The following is a 17,957-nucleotide window of genomic DNA, read 5'->3' as shown; positions in this document are numbered from 1 at the left end:
CTACCCTCTCCCCTGGCTGTTGAGACGCGGCAATGCCAGTTCCGTTACGGGATCGAAAACGTGCACCCTTTCAGGCGCCGGCATGATCTTCAGCACCGAGCCGGAAGCCGGCGCAAAATGGCCCGCCTGATGCACGATGATCTGCTCTTTCTGGCCCTGAAGATTGCCATAGAGATAGGTCTCGGTGCCGAGGCTTTCGTGGTACTGCACCTCGAAGGGCAGGCCGGCATTGTCGGTGATGGTGAAATGCGAAGGGCGGATGCCCGCCAGAACCGCCTGTCCGGGAGATACCTCTCCCGGTTCGACGAGGCAGGGCAGGGAGACGCCGTATCCGGGGTCGATGGCGATGTTGCCGTCGCTGTCCCTGGTAATTGTGCCCTTGAGAATATTCATGCGCGGCGAACCGAGGAAACCGGCAACGAAGAGGTTGCGCGGATTGTCGAACAGCTGGAGCGGGCTGCCCACCTGCTCGATGCGCCCGGCGCGCAGCACCACGATCTTGTCAGCCATGGTCATGGCTTCCACCTGATCATGGGTGACGTAGATCATCGTCGTCTTGATATCGCGGTGCAGGCGGGTGATTTCGGCGCGCGTCTGCACGCGCAGCGCCGCATCGAGGTTCGACAGCGGCTCGTCGAACAGGAAGATGTCAGGCTCGCGCACGATGGCGCGGCCGATGGCGACGCGCTGACGCTGGCCACCGGAAAGCTGTTTCGGCTTGCGGTCGAGATAGGGCTCGATGGCCAGCATGCGCGCCGCCTCGTTGATGCGGCTTTCGATTTCCGCCCGCTTGAAACGCAGGTTTTCCAGGCCGAAGGCAAGGTTCTTGCGCACGCTCATATGCGGATAAAGCGCATAGGACTGGAACACCATGGCGATCTTGCGCTCGGCCGGCGACAGGGCGCTGACATCGCGCCCGCCAATGCCGATGGTGCCTGACGTGACATCCTCAAGGCCGGCGATGATGCGCAGCAGTGTCGATTTTCCGCAGCCCGAGGGGCCGACGAAAACGACGAACTCGCCGTTTTCGATCTGAAGATCGATATCATGCAGCACATGAACGGCACCGAATGCCTTGTTGAGATTTTCTAGTTTCAGACTTCCCATCACCTGCTCCCTTCGGACAAGTTCGTCATCGCGACGATCTCTTGTTTATTCCAGCCCTCGGGCAAGGGCGTCGTTCTTTTAATGGCGACATCGCGTGCCGCAAATCCTTCCACGCCGGCAAGATAGACCGCCGGCATTCCACCGGGATAATCTTCCAGACCGACGATCCTGCCTTCGGCATCCCGCGTCCAGGCATTGGCGCGGCCTGCCGCATCGGGGCTTGGGGCAATATCGGCATTGGTGGGGCGCAGATCATATTGCAGACCGGTGCCCAGCTTGCCGGGCTGCTGCGACAGCGTGATGCGCTCCAGCCTGACATTGTGGATGCCGGCTTTCGACGTGGCGACGAGATTGATTGCGCCTTCCATGGAGCCGCTCAGATCTTCCACGACCAGATTGTCGACGCTGCCGGCCTGACGCTCGGGGCGGCGGTCGACGACGGTGACGGTCACAGCCTCGCCGGAGCCCCAGAAGCCTCCCGGCGTTTCGTGGCACTCGGCCTCGATCCGTGAAAAGCGGATATTGCGCATGGCACCGCCATCCCGGGAGAAAAGGCCGATGCCGCGATTGGACTCGACGATTTTGCAATCCTCGAACACCACATTGGTGAAATCGCCGAAGGATTCCGTGCCAAGCTTCAGGGCGCAGCTGACGCTGGAAACGATGCAGCGGCGAACCGTGATGTCATCGCAGACGCCGACCGCCTTGCCGTCCGGCCCGGCGCTGGTCTTCAGGCAGATGCCGTCATCGGCAGTCGAGATAAAGCAATCCTCGATCAGCGCGCGCCGGCAGGCATCCAGCACGATGCCATCCGTATTGGGCAGGCGGCGGTCGTTTTCGATGCGGAGATTGCGGAAATTGAGATCGTCGCAATCGACCATATGCAGCGTCCACATGGGCGAGCCATTGACGAAGAGGTTTTCAAGGCGAATGTTGCGGCAGGCTTCCAGCACCATCACGCGTGGACGCCGTGCCGCCGGGATATAGGTTCCCATAGCCTCGTCATCGCCGGTGATGAAGTGCTCGCCGCCGGCCTCGATGCGGCCGGGGCCGGTGACGGCGATGTCGCTTGCGCCCCGGGCAACGATCATGCCGCGATTGGATGCCTCGGCGATCACCGAAACCGTTGTATGGGCATAGGCCTCGTAATCGGAAACAGGGGCGAGCACCGCATCTTCGGCAAGGTGCAGCTCCACGCCGCTCTTGAGCTGCAGGCCGCCGCTGATATGGCGACCGGCCGAAAGCGACACGCGACCGCCACCCGCTGCCGAGACCGTATCGATCGCCCGCTGAATGTCGGCCGTGGCATCACGGCCATCGGTCGTGATGGTGATGTCTGATTGCGCGCTCATGATACCTGCGGCCTTTTCAGGAACACGTCGATCAGCAGCAGCATCGTCAGCGCCTGCCCGTAGGGCGTCGGTAGATTGGGAATGCGGCGGTAGAAATCGAGATCATGGCCCATGGGGGTACCATCGGAGACGCCGTGAACAACGCCTTCGTCATCGATGTTGCCGAGCACCGCCTTCAACGCCCGTTCCGCATACGGCCGGTTCTCTTCTCCGAGAATGCCGGCTTCGATGCCACGCAGAATGCCATAGGCGATGCCTGATGTGGCCGACGTTTCCACCGGCGAGGTCGGGTCGTCGAGCAGCGTGTGGAACATGCCGTCTTCGCGCTGATATTGGCGCAGCGATCGCACCTGGCTTGCCAGCACATTGGCGAGGAAACGCCTATCCTTTTCGTCAAGTGTCGGCACCAGTTCGAAAAGTTCGGGAATGGCAACCGTTATCCAGGAATTGCCGCGCGCCCAGAAGGCATGAGCGAAATTGTGACGGCCGTTGAAGGTCCAGCCGTGATACCAGAGCCCGGTGACGGGGTCCGAGAGATAACGCGTATGGACCATGAACTGGTAGACCGCCTCGTCGATCCAGTCCTGACGTTTGCAGACGACGCCGGCGCGGGCGAGGAACAGACATGCCATGAACAGCGTGTCGTCCCAGAGTTCTCCCTCATTCAGCCGCTCCTTGACGACGTGCTGGAAGCCGCCATCTTCGGTTTTCGGCAATTTATGCACCAGCCATTCGGCCCAGTCTTCCACCAGCGTCCGGAAATCCGGCCGGTCGACATGTTCGGTGAGGATGACAAGCGGCAGCATCGGGGCGGAACTGTTGATCTGGCGCGGCGGCAGGCCACGTTCGATCTGCCAGCCATACCACGTCACGAGGTCATCCAATGCCTTCCGGTCGTTGGCGGCGAGCGCCCGGCGCAGGAAGCCGTAAAGGCCCACACCCACTTCCCAGTCCCACTCATCGAACTGGATCTTGCCATCGGAACTGCCGCTGACCAGACCTTCCTGAATGCCCTTGAGGCGGCTGAAGGCGGCGGCGACATTGTCGATCGTCGTCCTGAGAGTGTCTTTTTCCATGCTTGGCTGGTTCATCTGTCAAATTCCGCTAGGAGCATTTCCAGTAAAAGCGGGGATCGCTTTTACGTCCGGACAATGCGTTAAAACAAAGAGCTAGAGCGTTTTCGCGTTTCGCAGAAAAGCGGAAAGGCTCTGGGAGTAGAATGGTTGTGCCGCGCCGCCCGATGCGGGGTCGGCACTGTCGAAGGTGATTTCCGGCTGGGGCTGGTCGTGGTCGAAGGCCATGACCTGCCCGCCAATGGTGAATGCGCCGTCCCAGGTCAGGGTAAGCTCAGCTCCGCCCGGCGGCGTGACCGAGAGCAGCCGGCTTTCGGCATCGAAGGTGATCTGCGTGGCGAGGATTTTTGCCCGGAAGCGGGAGAAGGCTTCCATATCCCCGCAGCCGATGATGCCAACCCAGCCGGCGCGGCGGCCGGGCGATCTGACCTCGCGATTGGCGGTGGCGCCGGCAGTGATGGGCTGAAGCCCGTTCGTCGCATAAAGTGCGGCAAAGCCGCGGCTCGAGCGGGTGATGAGCCAGTTGCCTTCCGTCAGCACCTCGTCCAGCCCGTCGCGGCCGAGATAGGCATGGGTCCAGTCATTGCGGTGATCTTGCGTATCGAAGATCAGCATGGCCAGATCGCGATGTTGCGCCACGCGCGGCAGGATGCCGCTCCCCGCCCAGTAGGAGGGGCGCTGGGTGCCCCACGGATCGTCTTCGCCCGGATGATTGACCCAGAGCCGCGCCATCGGGTGGCCGGCGAGTTTGATATCCATGACGTGTTGCTGATGGCCCTTGCGGCCGGTCTTGTGGTCGACCACGGTGGAAAGCTGCGCGGCCTCGTTCTTGAACAGCACGAGCTTGCCGGGCTCCAGCCCCTGCGCGTAACGCGCCTCTACCATGCGGCCGCCCTCAAGCTGGGAAAGGGCGGCAAGATGTGCCGGTGGCAGGTAATCGCCGCAGCAGAACATCGGCAGAGAGGCGACGCCGTTGTTGAGCCAGCCTTGGCCGAAGGCGACCTCGGCGAAGGGTGCCAGTTCCGTCAGCGGCCCGGCGCGCAGCTCCTTGTCATAGGCTCTGCCCTGCGAACCGGAGGGGACGCCGCCGAGCGTATGCAGCGCGATCATTTCGAAGATGAGATCGAGCTGGTAGCGCGCACGTGCTGCAAGCTCCGGTCCGGCCCAATGTTCGATGGCGAGAAGGCCGATGAAATCCACGGGATAATAGGCGGCCGAATTCCATTCGGCGAGGCCGTGCGCCTCGACGCTGTCGAACCAGCGCTCCAGCCGGTCGGCGGCGAGCGCGGCCTGCTCTCTGCCGGTGCGGCCGGAGGCGGTGAAGACGGCGTCGGGCAGATAGTGTCCGGCGAGCAGCTGGCTGGTGTGGAAGCAGAGAACATGGTTCTCGCTCCAGAACCACATGACGTCGTTACCCGACTCGTCCACCCAGTAGCGATAGCCAAGGATCGAAGCGTCGATCCGCGCTCGCATTTCGGCCGGCAGGCGGTCACTATGGGCGCACACCAGCCAGAGCAGCGGGATCATGATGAAATCGGAGCAGTCCTCGCGCCGGTCGATGGAGCGCAGCGTCGCATCGACAATGCCGCCGATGGTTTTGAAGTCATCGCTGCCGGTGGCGACCATCGCCAGCGCCCGGCCGATGCGCCATGCGCCGAAACGGGCGCTGAAGGAGAGGGCGGCCTTTTTTCGCCCGTTGATATCGGGATTGGAGGTTTCCGGCGCTATATCATGCATGAAGGCTGCGTCGATGACGCGGGTGACCGTTCCCGCGCCCGAGCCCATGGTGATCCTGACGCCATGATATCCGTCCGAAATGCCCGTCGTCTCGGGGATTGTCAGCGTGGATTGCCCGGCCTTCAGCACGGTATCGACTTCCGCCAGCGCGGCGCGTTCATGCCCATGGCTTTTGACCGCAATGTGCACGGGCAGGTCGCGCGCAGGGGCTGCTCCGAAAACCAGTTCGAGGGCGGTACCGCAAAACACGTCGCGTGCCGGGCGAACATCGCGCACCAGCGCGGCAAGGCGCTTCGTTTCTTCGCGGTCGAGCGGTACCGGCAACACGACTGTCAGCGGCGTCGAATCGATAACCTCAAGCTCGAAGAACCAGATGATGTCGCGTTCCGCCAGATCCTCGCAGAGCAGCAGCACCTCGTTGTCGCCGGCCGCAAGGTCGAGCGTCACATCGCTGTTGGTTTCGACATTACGGATAAAAGGTTCGAAGCGCACCTGTTCAGCGCCGTTCACCCAGATGCGGACGCCGCCGCAGGTGCGCAGCCGGAAATGTGCTTTTCGTGCTGTGTTGCTGCGGAAGGTGCCTTTCAGCCAGCGCTGCACATGAGTGGGAACGTGCCAGAAACCGGTGAATTCGACGCGGCGGTTGGAACCCGGCAGGTTGAGGTGAGACACCGCAAAGCCACTCTCGGGCGCGATGTCGCGGCCGATCATGGTCTGCTGGAAAGCCTTGCGGCAGGGAAGGTCGCCGACATCGACGAAACCATTGATGAAACGGTAATTGACCCGGTCTTCCGCCGGTGCGGGTGTGCCCGGAAACGATGTCTCCACCGGATCTGAGACGATCCAGGCGGTCACCGTCTCGCCGTCGGCGACGGTATATGTTGGCTGCGACGCATCCGTCGCCAAAGGTCCATCCGTCATAATGGATCGCCTCCCTTCGATCTTTATGAAATTATTTTCACAATTCGATTTTCGCTTTTTCGCGTCGATTTGTGCGATTTATGTAAAACAAACAGCTTGACGTTTATTCTGTCAAGCCGCAAAACAGGATAAATCGAATTAAGCAGAGGAGCTTCTATTCGATTTGTGAAAATATTTTCATTGGGAGGATGAGCATGATGAAATTGTTTTCGGGCGTCAGCGCCCTTGTAATTGCCTCCGTCGCCGGTCTTGCAGCCGCGCAGGCCGAGACCCGCACGATCACTTTCCTTTTTACGGATGACGACCAGGGTTACGTGCAGCGCATGGCCGACCTCAGCAAGGAGTTCGAAACGGCCAATCCGGGCGTGAAGATCAACTTCGTGTCTTCGGGTTACGACGCCGTTTCCAAGCAGCTGCCGGTACAGCTGGCGGTCGGCGAAGGCCCTGACATTGCCAAGATCACCGACTGGCAGCTTGCCCCCTATTATCTCGACATGCGGCCTTACATGAAAGATGCGGAGGCCTTCGCAAAGCTGCATGGTTCGAGCCTCAATCAGCTTCGCCTGCCCAACGTCAACGATCCGCAGTCGATCAACGGTTACATGGCGTCGCAGACGCTGAACCTGCCCTTCGTCAACAAGACGCTGTTCGAGCAGGCGGGTGAGCCCTTGCCCGGCCCGACCGCGAAATTCAGCGAGATCGTCGAGGCTTCCGCCCGCGTCGCCAAGGCGACCGGCGTGCAGATCCCCTTCACCATGGACCGTTCCGGCCACCGCTTCTCCGGCGGCGCTTTCGCTTACGGTTCGAGCTATGTGAAGGACGGCAAGTTCAGCTTCCCGGATGATGCGGCGAAAAAATACATCGCCGATATCTATTCATGGACACAAAATGGCAGCTTCCCCAAGGAAATGTGGGGTGCCGCCGGCGGTTCGCAGTACAAGAACATGGGTGACGAATTCGTCAACGGCAATGTCGTGACCTATCTGGCCGGCAACTGGATGGTGAACCCGTTCCAGAACAAGATCGGCGACGCCTTCGAATGGACGGCGATCAATGCGCCCTGCGGCGATGCCGGATGCTACGCCATGCCGGGCGGCACCGCGATTGTCGGCTTTAAGCGTACCAAATATCCTGAAGATGTCGCTCATTTCGTCGAATTCCTCGGCTCCGAGAAGGTGCAGCGGGAAATCGCCGAGAACTATGTCGTCCTGACCGGCGCTGAAATCGTCGATCCGCAATACAAGCTGAAGAGCGAAGATGCCAAGGCGGCGATGAAGGTCTTCCTCGACAACAAGAAGAACGTGCCGCAGGCGGCTCGCGATTTCGAGCGCGCCAAGGGCGGCAGTGCCATGTATCAGCAGATCGTCCAGCGCATGAGCCAGCTGATCGTCGGCGAGTTGACGCTTGACCAGACCTATAAGGTCCTGGCTGACGATGTCGCCAAGATCAACGAGGCCGTTGCGGTCAAGAAGTAATTGGCCCGGCATCCGGCTTTGCCGGAGTAACGAAGCCATTGAACCCTATGCCCGGAGCCGGTCTTCGGGCATATCTCTCCGCTTTTTCCGGGCGGATATTGCCACATATGCTGTCTCGATCAGCATCATCGAAAAACTGAAATACGCTCCGTTTAAGCCTGATGACGAGGCGCGCGGAACGCTGCGCCGCCTGTTTTCGTCACGCGTCACTCGCTGAAAATCATAGGATTCGTCATGGCCAGACTGAAGATGTCGTCTTTATTTTCCGCACGCTCGAGCCTGCTCGCCTCCGTCGCATTGCTAATTCTGGTTCCGGGCGCGCAGGCGTTCGATCGCACCGGCCCGGCAGGTCAGGGTTATGCCATCACGGTGCCAGAGCCTGCCGCGACCTATCCGCTGCCGCTTGCCGACAATTATCGCAACCAAACCGGCAAGAATGAGAAGGGCGAGGACGTCCGCGCCTATGACGACCGGGACAACCCGATCATCGAAATCCTCTCGGGTTTTAACCGCATCTGGACGCTCGGCGATGAAAAATGGGCGGATGGCGGCGCCAATGGCGATGGTCCGGCGGATTTCAGCCATGTGAAGATTGTCGATCCCGCCGTCTGGCAGGAAAACATGCGTTACGTATTGTCCGTGACCGGGGAAAACCGCACCCGCGCTGCGGCTTTTGAAGCCTATATGAATGATCGCCGTTCACAGGGTTACAGCGTTATCGACGGCATGGGCCCGCTCGCCGACTGGTATCGCGAAGGCGCGGGCGCGACGACGACGATCAATCATACGCTTTCGGATTTCGATCCGAACGAGGTGATCACCCGCAAGGAGGACGACAAGGGCACCGAGGCGGGTGCGGCCGATAGCGAGCTGAAGGATTTCGTCGCTTTCATGAAGGTGATCCGTGGCCCGGAAGGCACGACATCGCCGGCGAAATATTTCTATTCCACACCGCGGCCCTGGCGCATGAATGACAGGGGAGAGGTGATCGAAACCGGTAAGGAAACCATCGGTGACCGTTCATTCGAAAGCTATGACAGCGACGCTGGCGTCATCGTGCCGGCACTGAAATATGCGCGGGAAAATCGCGGCCGCGCCAAGGATGGCGGTTTTCCGAGCGGTCACACCAACGCCGCCTATCTGGCCGCCGTCGCTTATGCCTATGCCGTGCCGGAGCGCTTTTCCGAATTGCTGACGGCTGCCTCCGAACTTGGTGAAAGCCGCATCGTCGCCGGCATGCATTCGCCGCTCGACGTGATCGGCGGCCGCATCACCGCAACCGCCATGGCCGCCGCCATGTTGCAGGACCCGAAAAATGCCGAGGTGAAGAAGGCCGCGCATGAGGCCTTGCAGGCCTATTTCGCCAAACGTCTGCCGCAGGGTCAGTCGCTCATCGATTTTGCCCATGGCGCAAAGCCGGATGTTGACCGGTTCGCGGATGCGGCGGCAAACGCGGCGGATTATCGCAGGCGCATGACCTTTTCCTTCAGCCGCGACAAAGCCGTGGGTGACGCGCCGATGATGGTGCCGAAAGGGGCCGAGGTTCTGCTGGAAACACGCCTGCCTTATCTTGATGCCGCAGAGCGGCGTGCCGTTCTGTTCTCCACTGGTATCGAGGCGGGTTATCCGCTGCTTGATGACAGCAATGGGTGGGGTCGCATCAATCTGGTGGCCGCCGCCGGTGGTTATGGCGCGTTTGATGGCGATGTTGAAGTTACGATGGATGCCGCCGCCGGCGGCTTCAACGCGGCAGACCGCTGGACGAACGACATTGCCGGGGCAGGGCGTCTCGTCAAATCCGGTAGCGGAGCGCTGACGCTCAGCGGTAATAACAGCTATGGTGGCGGCACAATTCTAAGGGATGGTGCGCTGATAGTCTCGTCTGCCGATGCGCTTGGAACCGGTGGCGTGCTGGTCAGCGGCGGCACGCTTTCGCTAACGGCAGGCAAGGATGTCGCCATCGGCGGTGATTATGCGCAGTCGGGCGGCATATTGGCGCTGGATCCGCAAAAGGCTGCTCTGCGTGTTAAAGGGAATGTGGTGCTGGACGGCGCGACGCTGAAGCTCGCTTTCGATGGTGGCGCACCGGGTGCCGGCACGCGCCTCGATGTGATCGCCGCCAATGGTCTGACCGGGACATTCGCCACGATCGATGCGGGCAATGTGAAAGTACGACCGGTCTATACCGGCTCGGCACTGTCCGTGGTGGTCGAATAGGCCATGATGCAATGATAGAGGCTGCCGCAACCCTCCGGTTACGGCGGCCCAAAGGATCTGCGGGGAACTGCAGGAAGACCACCCTACAGGAAGTACCGGACCCTCAGTGGCAATAGTGCGGCGCCGATGGCGGACGGATCGCCGACCGTTTCGCTGAGAACCAGCTTCGCCTCCTTCGGGCCGACACCATAACGGTGTTCGCGCTGGGACGGCATATGCGTGCGTTCGATCATCATCTGGCCGAGTGCGCGTGGCAATTGTCCGCCAAAGACGATGGCCTGCGGATCAAGTACCGCGATCAGGCTTGCAACCAGCCGGTCCACCTGCGGCATGGTTTCGGTCAGCCATTCCTCGACTCCTGGCCACGCCGGATCAAACTGCCGATAGAGTGTTTCAATCGAATGGATATCGACGCCGTTTTTCTGCAGGGTGGCGATCAGATATTGCAGCGCCGGCCGCTTGGGCGATTCATCGGGGCTGTATATGCCGCTGAATTCGCCGGCATTGCCGTGAAAGCCGTGAAACGGTTGGCCGCCGAGGATCAGTCCGCCGCCGAAACCGTAGTTGAAGGACAAGTAGGCAAAAGTCTCGCACCATGATCCGACACCGCGAAGGCTCTCGCCGATCGCCCCCGTGGTGGCATTGTTTTCCAGCCAGACCGGCAGGTGGAATTTTTCCTCAAGGATAGGCTTCAGGTCCATCAGCGACCAGTCGCGCAATGGCTCCGGCGCGTTGAAGGCGCGGTCTTCCGACACGAAGAAACCCGACATGGAAAAACCGAGGCCCAGCAGGCGCTTGCGCGGGATGCCGTGTTCTGCCAGCAGCCTTTCGAGGGCCAGCGACAAGGCCGCAAGCGTCTCTTGCCGGTCCTCCGGAAGCATCTTCAGCTTTTCCTCGACAATCACGTCACAGCGGAAATCGGCGATGCAGATCACCACGGAGTCGGTGTTGATGGAAATGCCGAGCGAATAGGCTGCCTCCGGCACCAGCTCGATGGTGGGGCTCGGCTGGCCACGTGTGCCCTTGAGCGGCGCGCCGGTCTGCAGAAGTCCGCGCTCCAGCAGGCCTTCGATCAGCCGGTGCACGGATTGCTGGGTCAGGTTGGTGTGGCCCGTGATCGATGCGCGGGCGATGGGCCCATGGCGGCGCACGATATCCAGAATGAGACGCTCGTTCTCGCTGGCAAGCGCCTGGCGATCGAAGGTCTGGTGCGGCGTCTGATCTGTTGTCATGGCCTTGGATAACGGCTGCGCGGAGCGGCGGCAACATGGGGCATTGGTTTGCGACAGCATTTTTCACTGGACTGTCACAAATATTACACTTAGAGTGTATTAATAAGAGGCCGGTCAACAACGGGTCCTCAGGAGGAACCATTCAATGCGCATGAAATTTCTTGCGACCGCCGCGCTTGCGCTGGCGACGACGGCAGCGCCGTGCCTTTCGGCTGACAGCAATATGAAAAACCTCGACTTCGATCTGTCGAAGGTCACGCGCGACAATTTCTATGAGATCGTCGTTCCCGCCGCCAAAGCCGAGGGCGCGGTGACGATGTATAATTTCGCCGGCAGTTTCGCCGATACGTGGAAGGAGCTGATCAGCCGTTTCGAAGCCAAATATGGCATCAAGGTCGCCTATAGCGACGTGAAGGGCGATCAAGCGAACCAGCAGCTCATCGCGGTTCAGGCGGCAGGGCAGGATTCGCCGGTTGATGCCTATTTCGCCGGTGGCGGCAGTTATCCGCTTCTCTCCTCCAAGGGGGTTGTCGGCAATATTGCACTGACGAAAATCCTGCCGAACATGGCCAATTACAATCCGGAAATGGCCGAAACCGTCTTCGGCAAGCCGCATGGCGGCAGCTTCCCGCTGGTGCATCTCAACCAGACGGCTATCGGTTATGACTCTGCCTTCGTGAAAGCCGAGGATGTGCCGAAGAGCTTCGAGGACCTGCTGGTCTGGGCCGAAAAGAACCCCAAACGGCTTGGCGTCACCCTGCCGGCCAAGGGCGGTTCGGGCGGCGGATTCATCTATTCGGTGGCGCTCAATTATCTCACCGGCGACTGCCGCAAGCAGCTGACCAACTATAACCAGACGCTGCAGCAGGCCGAAGACTGGGCCATGGAGTCCGAGTGCCTTACACCTGTCTGGGACTATTACCGCCGTCTTCTGGCCGTGGCTGAACTGACCAATGGCAATGCCGATACGCTCAACCTCATCAACAACCAGCAGCTTCACATGGGCACCGTCTGGGAAGATCAGGTCATGAGCTTCCTCGGCACCAAGCAATTGCCTGACAGTTTCCGCGTCACGCTTCTGGAAAAAGGGCAGGTCGGCTCTGGGGACGCCATGTTCGTGCCGGCCAACGCAAAGAACGTCGCTTCGGCGCTGCTGCTGATCGATATGGCCATGAGCAAGGAATTCCAGCTCTGGAAGCTGGAAAACAAGGCTTCCCGCTCTCCGCGCACGGATGTCACTAATGATCTGATGCCGAAGGCGGTGCAGGAGCATGTTCTGCCGCAGAGTGTCTATCCGCGCCTGTCGCTGCCAGCTTTCTGGGACATGTCGACGGCGCTTGCCGAAGCGCTCGATGAAAAAGTCCTCAACCAGTAACGCCGTTGGGATTGCCGGATCGTGTGCCGCAAGTGGCTGCACGGTCCGGATAGCCTTGGTCAAAAATATGAGGGAGGCTCGCCATGGGTGAACTCGAGATCAGCAATATCAGCAAGGATTACGGCGCCAGCCGGGCGCTTCATCCCGTATCGATCACCGTGGAGCGGGGCGAATTCGTCACTATTCTTGGGCCTTCGGGTTGCGGCAAGTCGACGCTTTTGCGCATCCTCACCGGCATCAGCCAGCCATCGGGCGGCGAAATCCGGCTGGGTGGCAAACGCATCGATCAGGCGCCGCCGGAAGCACGCGATATCGCCATGGTGTTCCAGTCCTATGCGCTTTTCCCGCATATGTCGGTCGCCAAAAATCTCGGCTTCGGGCTGAAGATGAAGAAGGTCGCGAAGGATGAGCGGGTGCGGCGTATCGCCCATGCGCTTGATATCTGCAATCTCACCGGGCTGGTGGATCGCATGCCCCGGCAGTTGTCCGGCGGCCAGCAGCAGCGGGTGGCGCTGGCGCGCGCCATTGTCATGCAGCCAAGCCTGCTTCTGTTCGACGAGCCGCTTTCCAATCTCGATGCCAAACTTCGCGATACGCTGCGCCATGAGCTGACCGAGCTTCACCGCCGCATCGGCGCGACAAGCCTTTATGTGACACATGATCAAGCCGAAGCCATGGCGATGTCGGACCGGATCGTCGTCATGAATGCCGGCCGGGTGGTCGAGATCGGCACGCCGCTCGAGCTTTACCGCGCGCCGAAACACGCCTTTACCGCCGGCTTCCTAGGCCAGACCAATCTGCTGCCCGTATCCGCCGAGGGCCAGCAGGCGCAGTTGCCCTGGGGGCAGTCCGTGACGCTTGACCGGGTTGCTGCCGGCAATGTCCAGATTTCCGTTCGTCCGGAGAACATCCACATCCGCGCCGATCAGGCCGGCGAGGGCACGGTTTCCGCCGTTTCTTTCATGGGGGCCAATGCACTCTATACGGTCGAGATCGGCGGTCGTCAGATCCGGATTAGCCAGTCCGGTGCTGAAACTCTGATCGATGCCGGGCAGAAGGTCGCCCTGCAGTTTCCCGGCTCGGTCCATCTTCTCGATGACAGGATGGCGGGGGAGGCGGCATGATGACCGGGCTCCTTCGAAACAGGCGCGCCCAGCTTCTATTCCTGCTTTTGCCGGGTGTTGGGTATCTTCTGGTCTTCTTCGGCGGGCCGCTGCTGTCGGCGCTGATCGGCAGTTTCAGGCAGGAGGATGGCAGCTTCACGCTGATGTTCTACCAGCGGATTTTCACCCGCGCGTCGATGATCCGTGGTCTTGCGACCTCCATCTATTACGGCGTCATGCCTGTCATCGTCTCGCTTGCGGCCTCGGTGCCGCTGGCGCTTCTGATCCGCAAGAGCTTTCTCGGTCGAAAACTGTTCAGCGGCCTCTACAAGCTGCCGATGGCGGTGCCGGGCATCATCGTCGGCCTGATGGTGATCGTCGTTTTCGAAAGGGGTGGGTTCCTCGACCGGCTGGTCGCGCCGCTTGGGATCGAACTGCCCAAGCTCGTGCGTGATGACTGGGGCATCGGCGTCATTCTCGCCAGCGTCTGGAAACAGATACCCTTCATGACGCTGATCATCACCAGCGCCTTTGCGGCCATTCCCGAGGATATACGTTATGCCTCGCGCACGCTTGGCGCGTCGCGGCTGAAGACATTTTTCTTCGTGGAAGTACCACTCGCCATGCCCGGCATCACCGCTGCCATTCTTCTGACCTTCATCGGCTCCATGGGCTCCTATGCCATTCCCGATATCGTCGGCCCGCCGACGGCCCGGCCGCTTTCGGTGCTGATGATCCAGGAGTTCAATCAGGGCCGCTTTAATCAGGTCTATGCCATGGGCATGGTGCTGAGCCTCTTCGCGGTCTCCGTCCTCATTCTCTATTATTCGCTGACATCCCGCATCGGCCCCGGCCAAACCCGCGGAGACGCATGATGAGCGCTATCACCATTGAACCTACCCTCACTCCCCGTCGCCGTGCCTTTACGCCGGAGGACAGGATTTTCGTCTCCATCGGGCTTTATGGCGCGCTGACGCTCGCCATTGCCGTGCCGCTGGCTCTGATGTTCCTCTGGAGCATTGCCGACGGCTGGTCGCCGCCGCTTGTCGTGCCGGAGCATTACACCACGGCGCGCTGGGCGGGCATTCTCGGCGATGCAAGCCTCATCCGCGCCGCGATCAACAGTATCCTCATCGCTGTCGTCGTCACCTTCCTGACGGCAGCCATAGCGTTACCCACGGCCTGGGCCATGGCGCGTTTTCCCTTCCGGCTGAAACGGCTGGTGGAGATTTTTATTCTGGCGCCGATCATCATTCCGGGGCTGGTCGTCGCCGTCGGCATCGGGCAGATGTTTCTTCTCTTCGGCCTTGCCTATTCAGTAACGGGGGTCATTCTCGTGCAGATCGTCGGCACCCTGCCGCTGATGATCCGGCTGATGACGGCGGCGCTGGAGACCATTCCAGACGATCTCATCCATGCCGCACGCTCGCTTGGCGCGGGCACTGTCGGCATCGTCCTGCACATCATATTGCCGCTGGCGGTGCCGGGCCTTCTCGCCGGCGGGCTGATGTCTTTCATCGGCAGCTTCGAGGAATTCGACAAGTCCTTCATCGTCGGGGCGCCTGTTGTCGAGACGCTGCCGATCAAGCTCTACATGTATCTCGACCCCTATTCGATGCAGCTGCCGCTCGCCTCCATCGTCTCCTTCATCCTGCTTCTTCCCGCACTCATCGTCTTCATCATCGCCGGCCGCATCCTGCGCGACGATCTGATGGCGGCGGGCATGGGGAAAATCTGATCCGGGCGCTCAAACCCGGTAATTGCAACGTCCGAAAGTGAAAACCATGCACCAAACCCTTGCAGCCTCCCGTAAGACCTCCAATCCCTGCAATGTCCTAGCGCTTTGCTCACGCGACAATCCGGCCATCCTCACCGTCGCCCATCGCGGATTCTGGACCGCCACCGCCGAAAACTCGCTCGCCTCCGTCCGCGCCGCAGTTGCGGCCGGCGTGGAGATGATCGAGATAGACACGCAGGCGACGGCCGATGGCCGGCTGGTTGTCATTCATGACGAAACGCTCGACCGCACCACGACGGGCAAGGGGACCGTGAGCGCACTGCCTTTCGAGGTGGTCCGCGCAGCGAGGCTGAAGGCCGGCGCGGGCGGCGATGCGGCTGGCGTGACCGATGAATGCGTGCCGACGCTGGAAGAATTGCTGGAGGAGGCGCGTGGCAAGATCACCGTCAATATCGACACCAAATTCACCCGCGATCTGCCACAGGTCATGGAAACCGTGCTGCGGCTCGGCGTCGAGGATCAGGTGCTGGTGAAAACCGATATCGATCCCGAGGCCGATCGTTTCGAGGTGCTGGAGACTGACTGGTTCGGCAAAATCCCGCATATGCCGATGTTCCCGGTGAGAAAGGGCAAGTTTGCCGAGGACCTGCGCCGGATCGAAGCCTTGAAGGCGCCGATGATCGAAGTGAAATTTACCGATATTGCCGATCTGGCCGAAGGCCGTGACGAGATGGAGCGCCAGAACATCCGCCTGTGGATCAACTCGCTCGACGTTTCCCATTGCCTTGATTTCAACGATACGCGTGCGCTTTCAAATCCGGAAGCCGTCTGGGGTGCACTTGCCGGGGCTGGCGTCGGCGCGATCCAGACCGATGAAGTCGAAGCCTTCACCAACTGGCTGAAGGCGGGCGCCGGCGAGACGGGCAGGGCGTGGACACGATGAACGAGCGTCTCGAACGCGCCGTCGCCATCATCGAGGAAGCGATGGGCCTTGCCCTTCGCTTTTTCGAGGCCCGCGACGCCATCGCCACCCGTACCAAGGGTTTTCAGGATTTCGTCTCGGAAGCCGACACCACTGTCGAAAAGCTGGTGCGCGACCGTCTGGCGGCGGCCTTTCCCGGAGAAACGGTGCTGGGTGAAGAAATGGGCGGCGTCGCCGATGACGCTTACTGGATCATCGATCCCATCGACGGCACCGCCAATTTCCTGCGCGGTTCGCCGCTCTGGGGCATCTCCCTCGGCTTCGTGCGCAACGGCCGGCCGGAACTCGGCGTCGTCGCCATGCCGGTTTTCAAGGACATTTATGCGGCGGCGGATGGAACCGGGCTGATGCTGAATGGCAAGCCGCTTGCCCGCCATGTGCCCTTCGAGGATGTGCAGGTCATGTCGCTTGGCGACAGCGCCGCTGCCGATGCGGAAGAGGTGGCGGCCTTCAACATCGGGCTTCGGCATGCGGGCTGGGTGGTGGAATCCATCCGCTCGACATCGATCGGCCTTGCCTTTGCCGCGCGCGGCATCTTCGACGGCCATCTGCAGAAGCTGACGACCATGTGGGATATCGCCGGCGGCGTCGTTCTCGCAAGGGAAGCGGGCTTGGACGTCCGTATCGGAACACGCCCCGGCAGCGACATCCCCTGGGTCGCAGCCGCGACACCGGCGCTGATGGCGGTGACGGAAGGGCTCTGGCCGGAGATCAGGGGAAAAGTGCCGGCGGAGCCCGCGTGAATCTCCTGAAATGCAGAAGCCGGGTGCTCTTCAGACACTCGGCATCCTGCTGCTTTCTGAAGGTCAGTGTTTGCGGGCGAGAGCGACGGCATCCGCGCCGGCTGGAAAGTGGAGCTGTCCCGAGTTGTCATGCACCGCGCTCCAAACCGCTTCGGCGACATCACTTTCATGGGTGGTCAACGCCGGTTGGGCAAAAGTCTCAAGAATTGGTCCTGCGAAGCCCATGTAATCTTCGGGAAGCAGCTGCTCAAACGGCAGAATGGCGTTGTTCGTGAAGCTGGTTGTCGGGGCATAACCCGGCTCAACCAGCTTCACGCCAATGTTGAAATGCGCCAGTTCATGCGTGAGCGAACCGGTAAATCCCTCAATAGCCTGCTTGCTGGCGGTATAGGCGGCGGCAAGCGGGAAAGAAGCAAGCGTAACACTGGACGTGACGTTGATGATCATGCCGGACTGGCGTTTTCTCATCTGCGGGATGACCGCCTGTGTCATGGCCATCACACCGAAGCTGTTGGTGTCGAAGATCGTGCGCACCGCCGACATTGGTGTAGCCTCAAAGGCACCGACCATACCGATGCCGGCATTATTCACCAATACGTCAATCGGGCCGGCCGCATCGATCGCTGCCGCAATGCTATCCTCGTCTGTCACATCCAGTGACAGCACGCGCAACCGGCCGGTATCGTCAGCAAAGCGGGCAGCGTTTGGACGCCGCATGGTGGCGATGACGTTCCAGCCGCGTGCGAGGAACAGTTCGGCAATCGCTTTGCCATAACCCGACGACGTGCCGGTGATGAGGATGGTGTTGGTCATGGTAGATCTCCGTTGTTGATGTGCAGGAGATAGACGGGCTGAACTGGATGGTATATGCTCAAATGGCTATTATTTGTTATTGATCGTCC

The 17,957-nt window shown here is 60.7% G+C and carries 14 protein-coding genes; 8 read left to right on the top strand and 6 right to left on the bottom strand.

Annotated elements, in window-relative coordinates; genetic code table 11:
• The 4 genes from QSV77_RS20055 to QSV77_RS20040 all read right to left on the bottom strand — a co-directional run bounded on the left by QSV77_RS20055 (position 1) and on the right by QSV77_RS20040 (position 6,190).
• Positions 1 to 1,107: an ABC transporter ATP-binding protein gene (locus tag QSV77_RS20055; protein ID WP_302734823.1), complete on the bottom strand. Its 1,107-nt coding sequence runs from the start codon at positions 1,105 to 1,107 to the stop codon at positions 1 to 3.
• Entirely contained in the window at positions 1,107 to 2,459 is a 1,353-nt protein-coding gene (locus QSV77_RS20050) for a glycoside hydrolase family 28 protein (protein WP_302734822.1), read from the bottom strand. Before QSV77_RS20050 ends, QSV77_RS20055 begins: the two co-directional genes overlap by 1 nt.
• The gene (locus QSV77_RS20045; protein WP_302734821.1) at positions 2,456 to 3,550 is read right to left on the bottom strand and encodes a glycoside hydrolase family 105 protein; all 1,095 of its coding nucleotides are present in this window, start codon (positions 3,548 to 3,550) and stop codon (positions 2,456 to 2,458) included. Before QSV77_RS20045 ends, QSV77_RS20050 begins: the two co-directional genes overlap by 4 nt.
• 78 nt (positions 3,551 to 3,628) lie before the next feature.
• Positions 3,629 to 6,190 (bottom strand): hypothetical protein, encoded by a 2,562-nt coding sequence (locus QSV77_RS20040; RefSeq protein WP_302734820.1) that lies wholly within the window; start codon positions 6,188 to 6,190, stop codon positions 3,629 to 3,631.
• Positions 6,191 to 6,384: 194 nt separating this feature from the next.
• Here QSV77_RS20040 and QSV77_RS20035 point away from each other — a divergent pair, with 194 nt between their 5' ends.
• Together QSV77_RS20035 and QSV77_RS20030 are read left to right on the top strand one after the other, a co-directional pair.
• A complete protein-coding gene (locus QSV77_RS20035) occupies positions 6,385 to 7,665 on the top strand; it encodes an ABC transporter substrate-binding protein (protein WP_142841866.1) in 1,281 nt (426 codons plus the stop codon).
• A 234-nt stretch (positions 7,666 to 7,899) separates the two neighbouring features.
• The gene (locus QSV77_RS20030) at positions 7,900 to 9,882 is read left to right on the top strand and encodes a phosphatase PAP2 family protein (RefSeq protein WP_302734819.1); all 1,983 of its coding nucleotides are present in this window, start codon (positions 7,900 to 7,902) and stop codon (positions 9,880 to 9,882) included.
• Positions 9,883 to 9,965: 83 nt separating this feature from the next.
• Here QSV77_RS20030 and QSV77_RS20025 read toward each other — a convergent pair whose 3' ends face one another.
• Positions 9,966 to 11,114 (bottom strand): ROK family transcriptional regulator, encoded by a 1,149-nt coding sequence (locus tag QSV77_RS20025; protein ID WP_302734818.1) that lies wholly within the window; start codon positions 11,112 to 11,114, stop codon positions 9,966 to 9,968.
• 145 nt (positions 11,115 to 11,259) lie between these two features.
• Between QSV77_RS20025 and QSV77_RS20020 the strand changes: the two genes are divergently transcribed.
• From QSV77_RS20020 to QSV77_RS19995, 6 genes are all read left to right on the top strand, one after another.
• Positions 11,260 to 12,489: an extracellular solute-binding protein gene (locus tag QSV77_RS20020; RefSeq protein ID WP_302734817.1), complete on the top strand. Its 1,230-nt coding sequence runs from the start codon at positions 11,260 to 11,262 to the stop codon at positions 12,487 to 12,489.
• An 83-nt stretch (positions 12,490 to 12,572) separates the two neighbouring features.
• Positions 12,573 to 13,613: an ABC transporter ATP-binding protein gene (locus tag QSV77_RS20015; protein WP_302734816.1), complete on the top strand. Its 1,041-nt coding sequence runs from the start codon at positions 12,573 to 12,575 to the stop codon at positions 13,611 to 13,613.
• On the top strand, positions 13,613 to 14,467 hold the full coding sequence (locus QSV77_RS20010) for an ABC transporter permease (protein WP_302735281.1): 855 nt from the start codon (positions 13,613 to 13,615) through the stop codon (positions 14,465 to 14,467). The genes QSV77_RS20015 and QSV77_RS20010 overlap by 1 nt, the downstream gene beginning before the upstream one ends.
• Positions 14,467 to 15,330: an ABC transporter permease gene (locus tag QSV77_RS20005; protein WP_302734815.1), complete on the top strand. Its 864-nt coding sequence runs from the start codon at positions 14,467 to 14,469 to the stop codon at positions 15,328 to 15,330. The genes QSV77_RS20010 and QSV77_RS20005 overlap by 1 nt, the downstream gene beginning before the upstream one ends.
• Positions 15,331 to 15,376: 46 nt before the next feature.
• Positions 15,377 to 16,273, top strand: coding sequence for a glycerophosphodiester phosphodiesterase family protein (locus tag QSV77_RS20000; RefSeq protein ID WP_302734814.1), 897 nt, complete (start codon positions 15,377 to 15,379; stop codon positions 16,271 to 16,273).
• Positions 16,270 to 17,055, top strand: a complete 786-nt coding sequence (locus tag QSV77_RS19995) for an inositol monophosphatase family protein (protein WP_302734813.1) — start codon at positions 16,270 to 16,272, stop codon at positions 17,053 to 17,055. The genes QSV77_RS20000 and QSV77_RS19995 overlap by 4 nt, the downstream gene beginning before the upstream one ends.
• 63 nt (positions 17,056 to 17,118) lie before the next feature.
• On the opposite strand, the gene QSV77_RS19990 is transcribed toward QSV77_RS19995, so the two are convergent.
• Positions 17,119 to 17,868, bottom strand: coding sequence for an SDR family oxidoreductase (locus QSV77_RS19990; RefSeq protein ID WP_302734812.1), 750 nt, complete (start codon positions 17,866 to 17,868; stop codon positions 17,119 to 17,121).
• Positions 17,869 to 17,957: the final 89 nt, after the last annotated feature.

Source organism: Agrobacterium sp. V1 (genome assembly GCF_030518355.1).
Classification (GTDB): domain Bacteria; phylum Pseudomonadota; class Alphaproteobacteria; order Rhizobiales; family Rhizobiaceae; genus Agrobacterium; species Agrobacterium cucumeris.
The sequence above is the reverse complement of the archived record's forward strand: the minus strand, read 5'-3'. Positions and strand labels throughout refer to the sequence as shown.

Bases quoted from the DNA above. Each gene is read 5' to 3' on its own strand.
- QSV77_RS20015 (WP_302734816.1), top strand. From the start codon at position 12,573: ATGGGTGAACTCGAGATCAGCAATATCAGCAAGGATTACGGCGCCAGC.
- QSV77_RS20055 (WP_302734823.1), bottom strand. From the start codon at position 1,107: ATGGGAAGTCTGAAACTAGAAAATCTCAACAAGGCATTCGGTGCCGTT.
- QSV77_RS20030 (WP_302734819.1), top strand. From the start codon at position 7,900: ATGGCCAGACTGAAGATGTCGTCTTTATTTTCCGCACGCTCGAGCCTG.
- QSV77_RS20040 (WP_302734820.1), bottom strand. From the start codon at position 6,190: ATGACGGATGGACCTTTGGCGACGGATGCGTCGCAGCCAACATATACC.
- QSV77_RS20050 (WP_302734822.1), bottom strand. From the start codon at position 2,459: ATGAGCGCGCAATCAGACATCACCATCACGACCGATGGCCGTGATGCC.
- QSV77_RS20005 (WP_302734815.1), top strand. From the start codon at position 14,467: ATGAGCGCTATCACCATTGAACCTACCCTCACTCCCCGTCGCCGTGCC.
- QSV77_RS20035 (WP_142841866.1), top strand. From the start codon at position 6,385: ATGATGAAATTGTTTTCGGGCGTCAGCGCCCTTGTAATTGCCTCCGTC.
- QSV77_RS20010 (WP_302735281.1), top strand. From the start codon at position 13,613: ATGACCGGGCTCCTTCGAAACAGGCGCGCCCAGCTTCTATTCCTGCTT.
- QSV77_RS19990 (WP_302734812.1), bottom strand. From the start codon at position 17,868: ATGACCAACACCATCCTCATCACCGGCACGTCGTCGGGTTATGGCAAA.
- QSV77_RS20045 (WP_302734821.1), bottom strand. From the start codon at position 3,550: ATGAACCAGCCAAGCATGGAAAAAGACACTCTCAGGACGACGATCGAC.
- QSV77_RS19995 (WP_302734813.1), top strand. From the start codon at position 16,270: ATGAACGAGCGTCTCGAACGCGCCGTCGCCATCATCGAGGAAGCGATG.
- QSV77_RS20000 (WP_302734814.1), top strand. From the start codon at position 15,377: ATGCACCAAACCCTTGCAGCCTCCCGTAAGACCTCCAATCCCTGCAAT.
- QSV77_RS20020 (WP_302734817.1), top strand. From the start codon at position 11,260: ATGCGCATGAAATTTCTTGCGACCGCCGCGCTTGCGCTGGCGACGACG.
- QSV77_RS20025 (WP_302734818.1), bottom strand. From the start codon at position 11,114: ATGACAACAGATCAGACGCCGCACCAGACCTTCGATCGCCAGGCGCTT.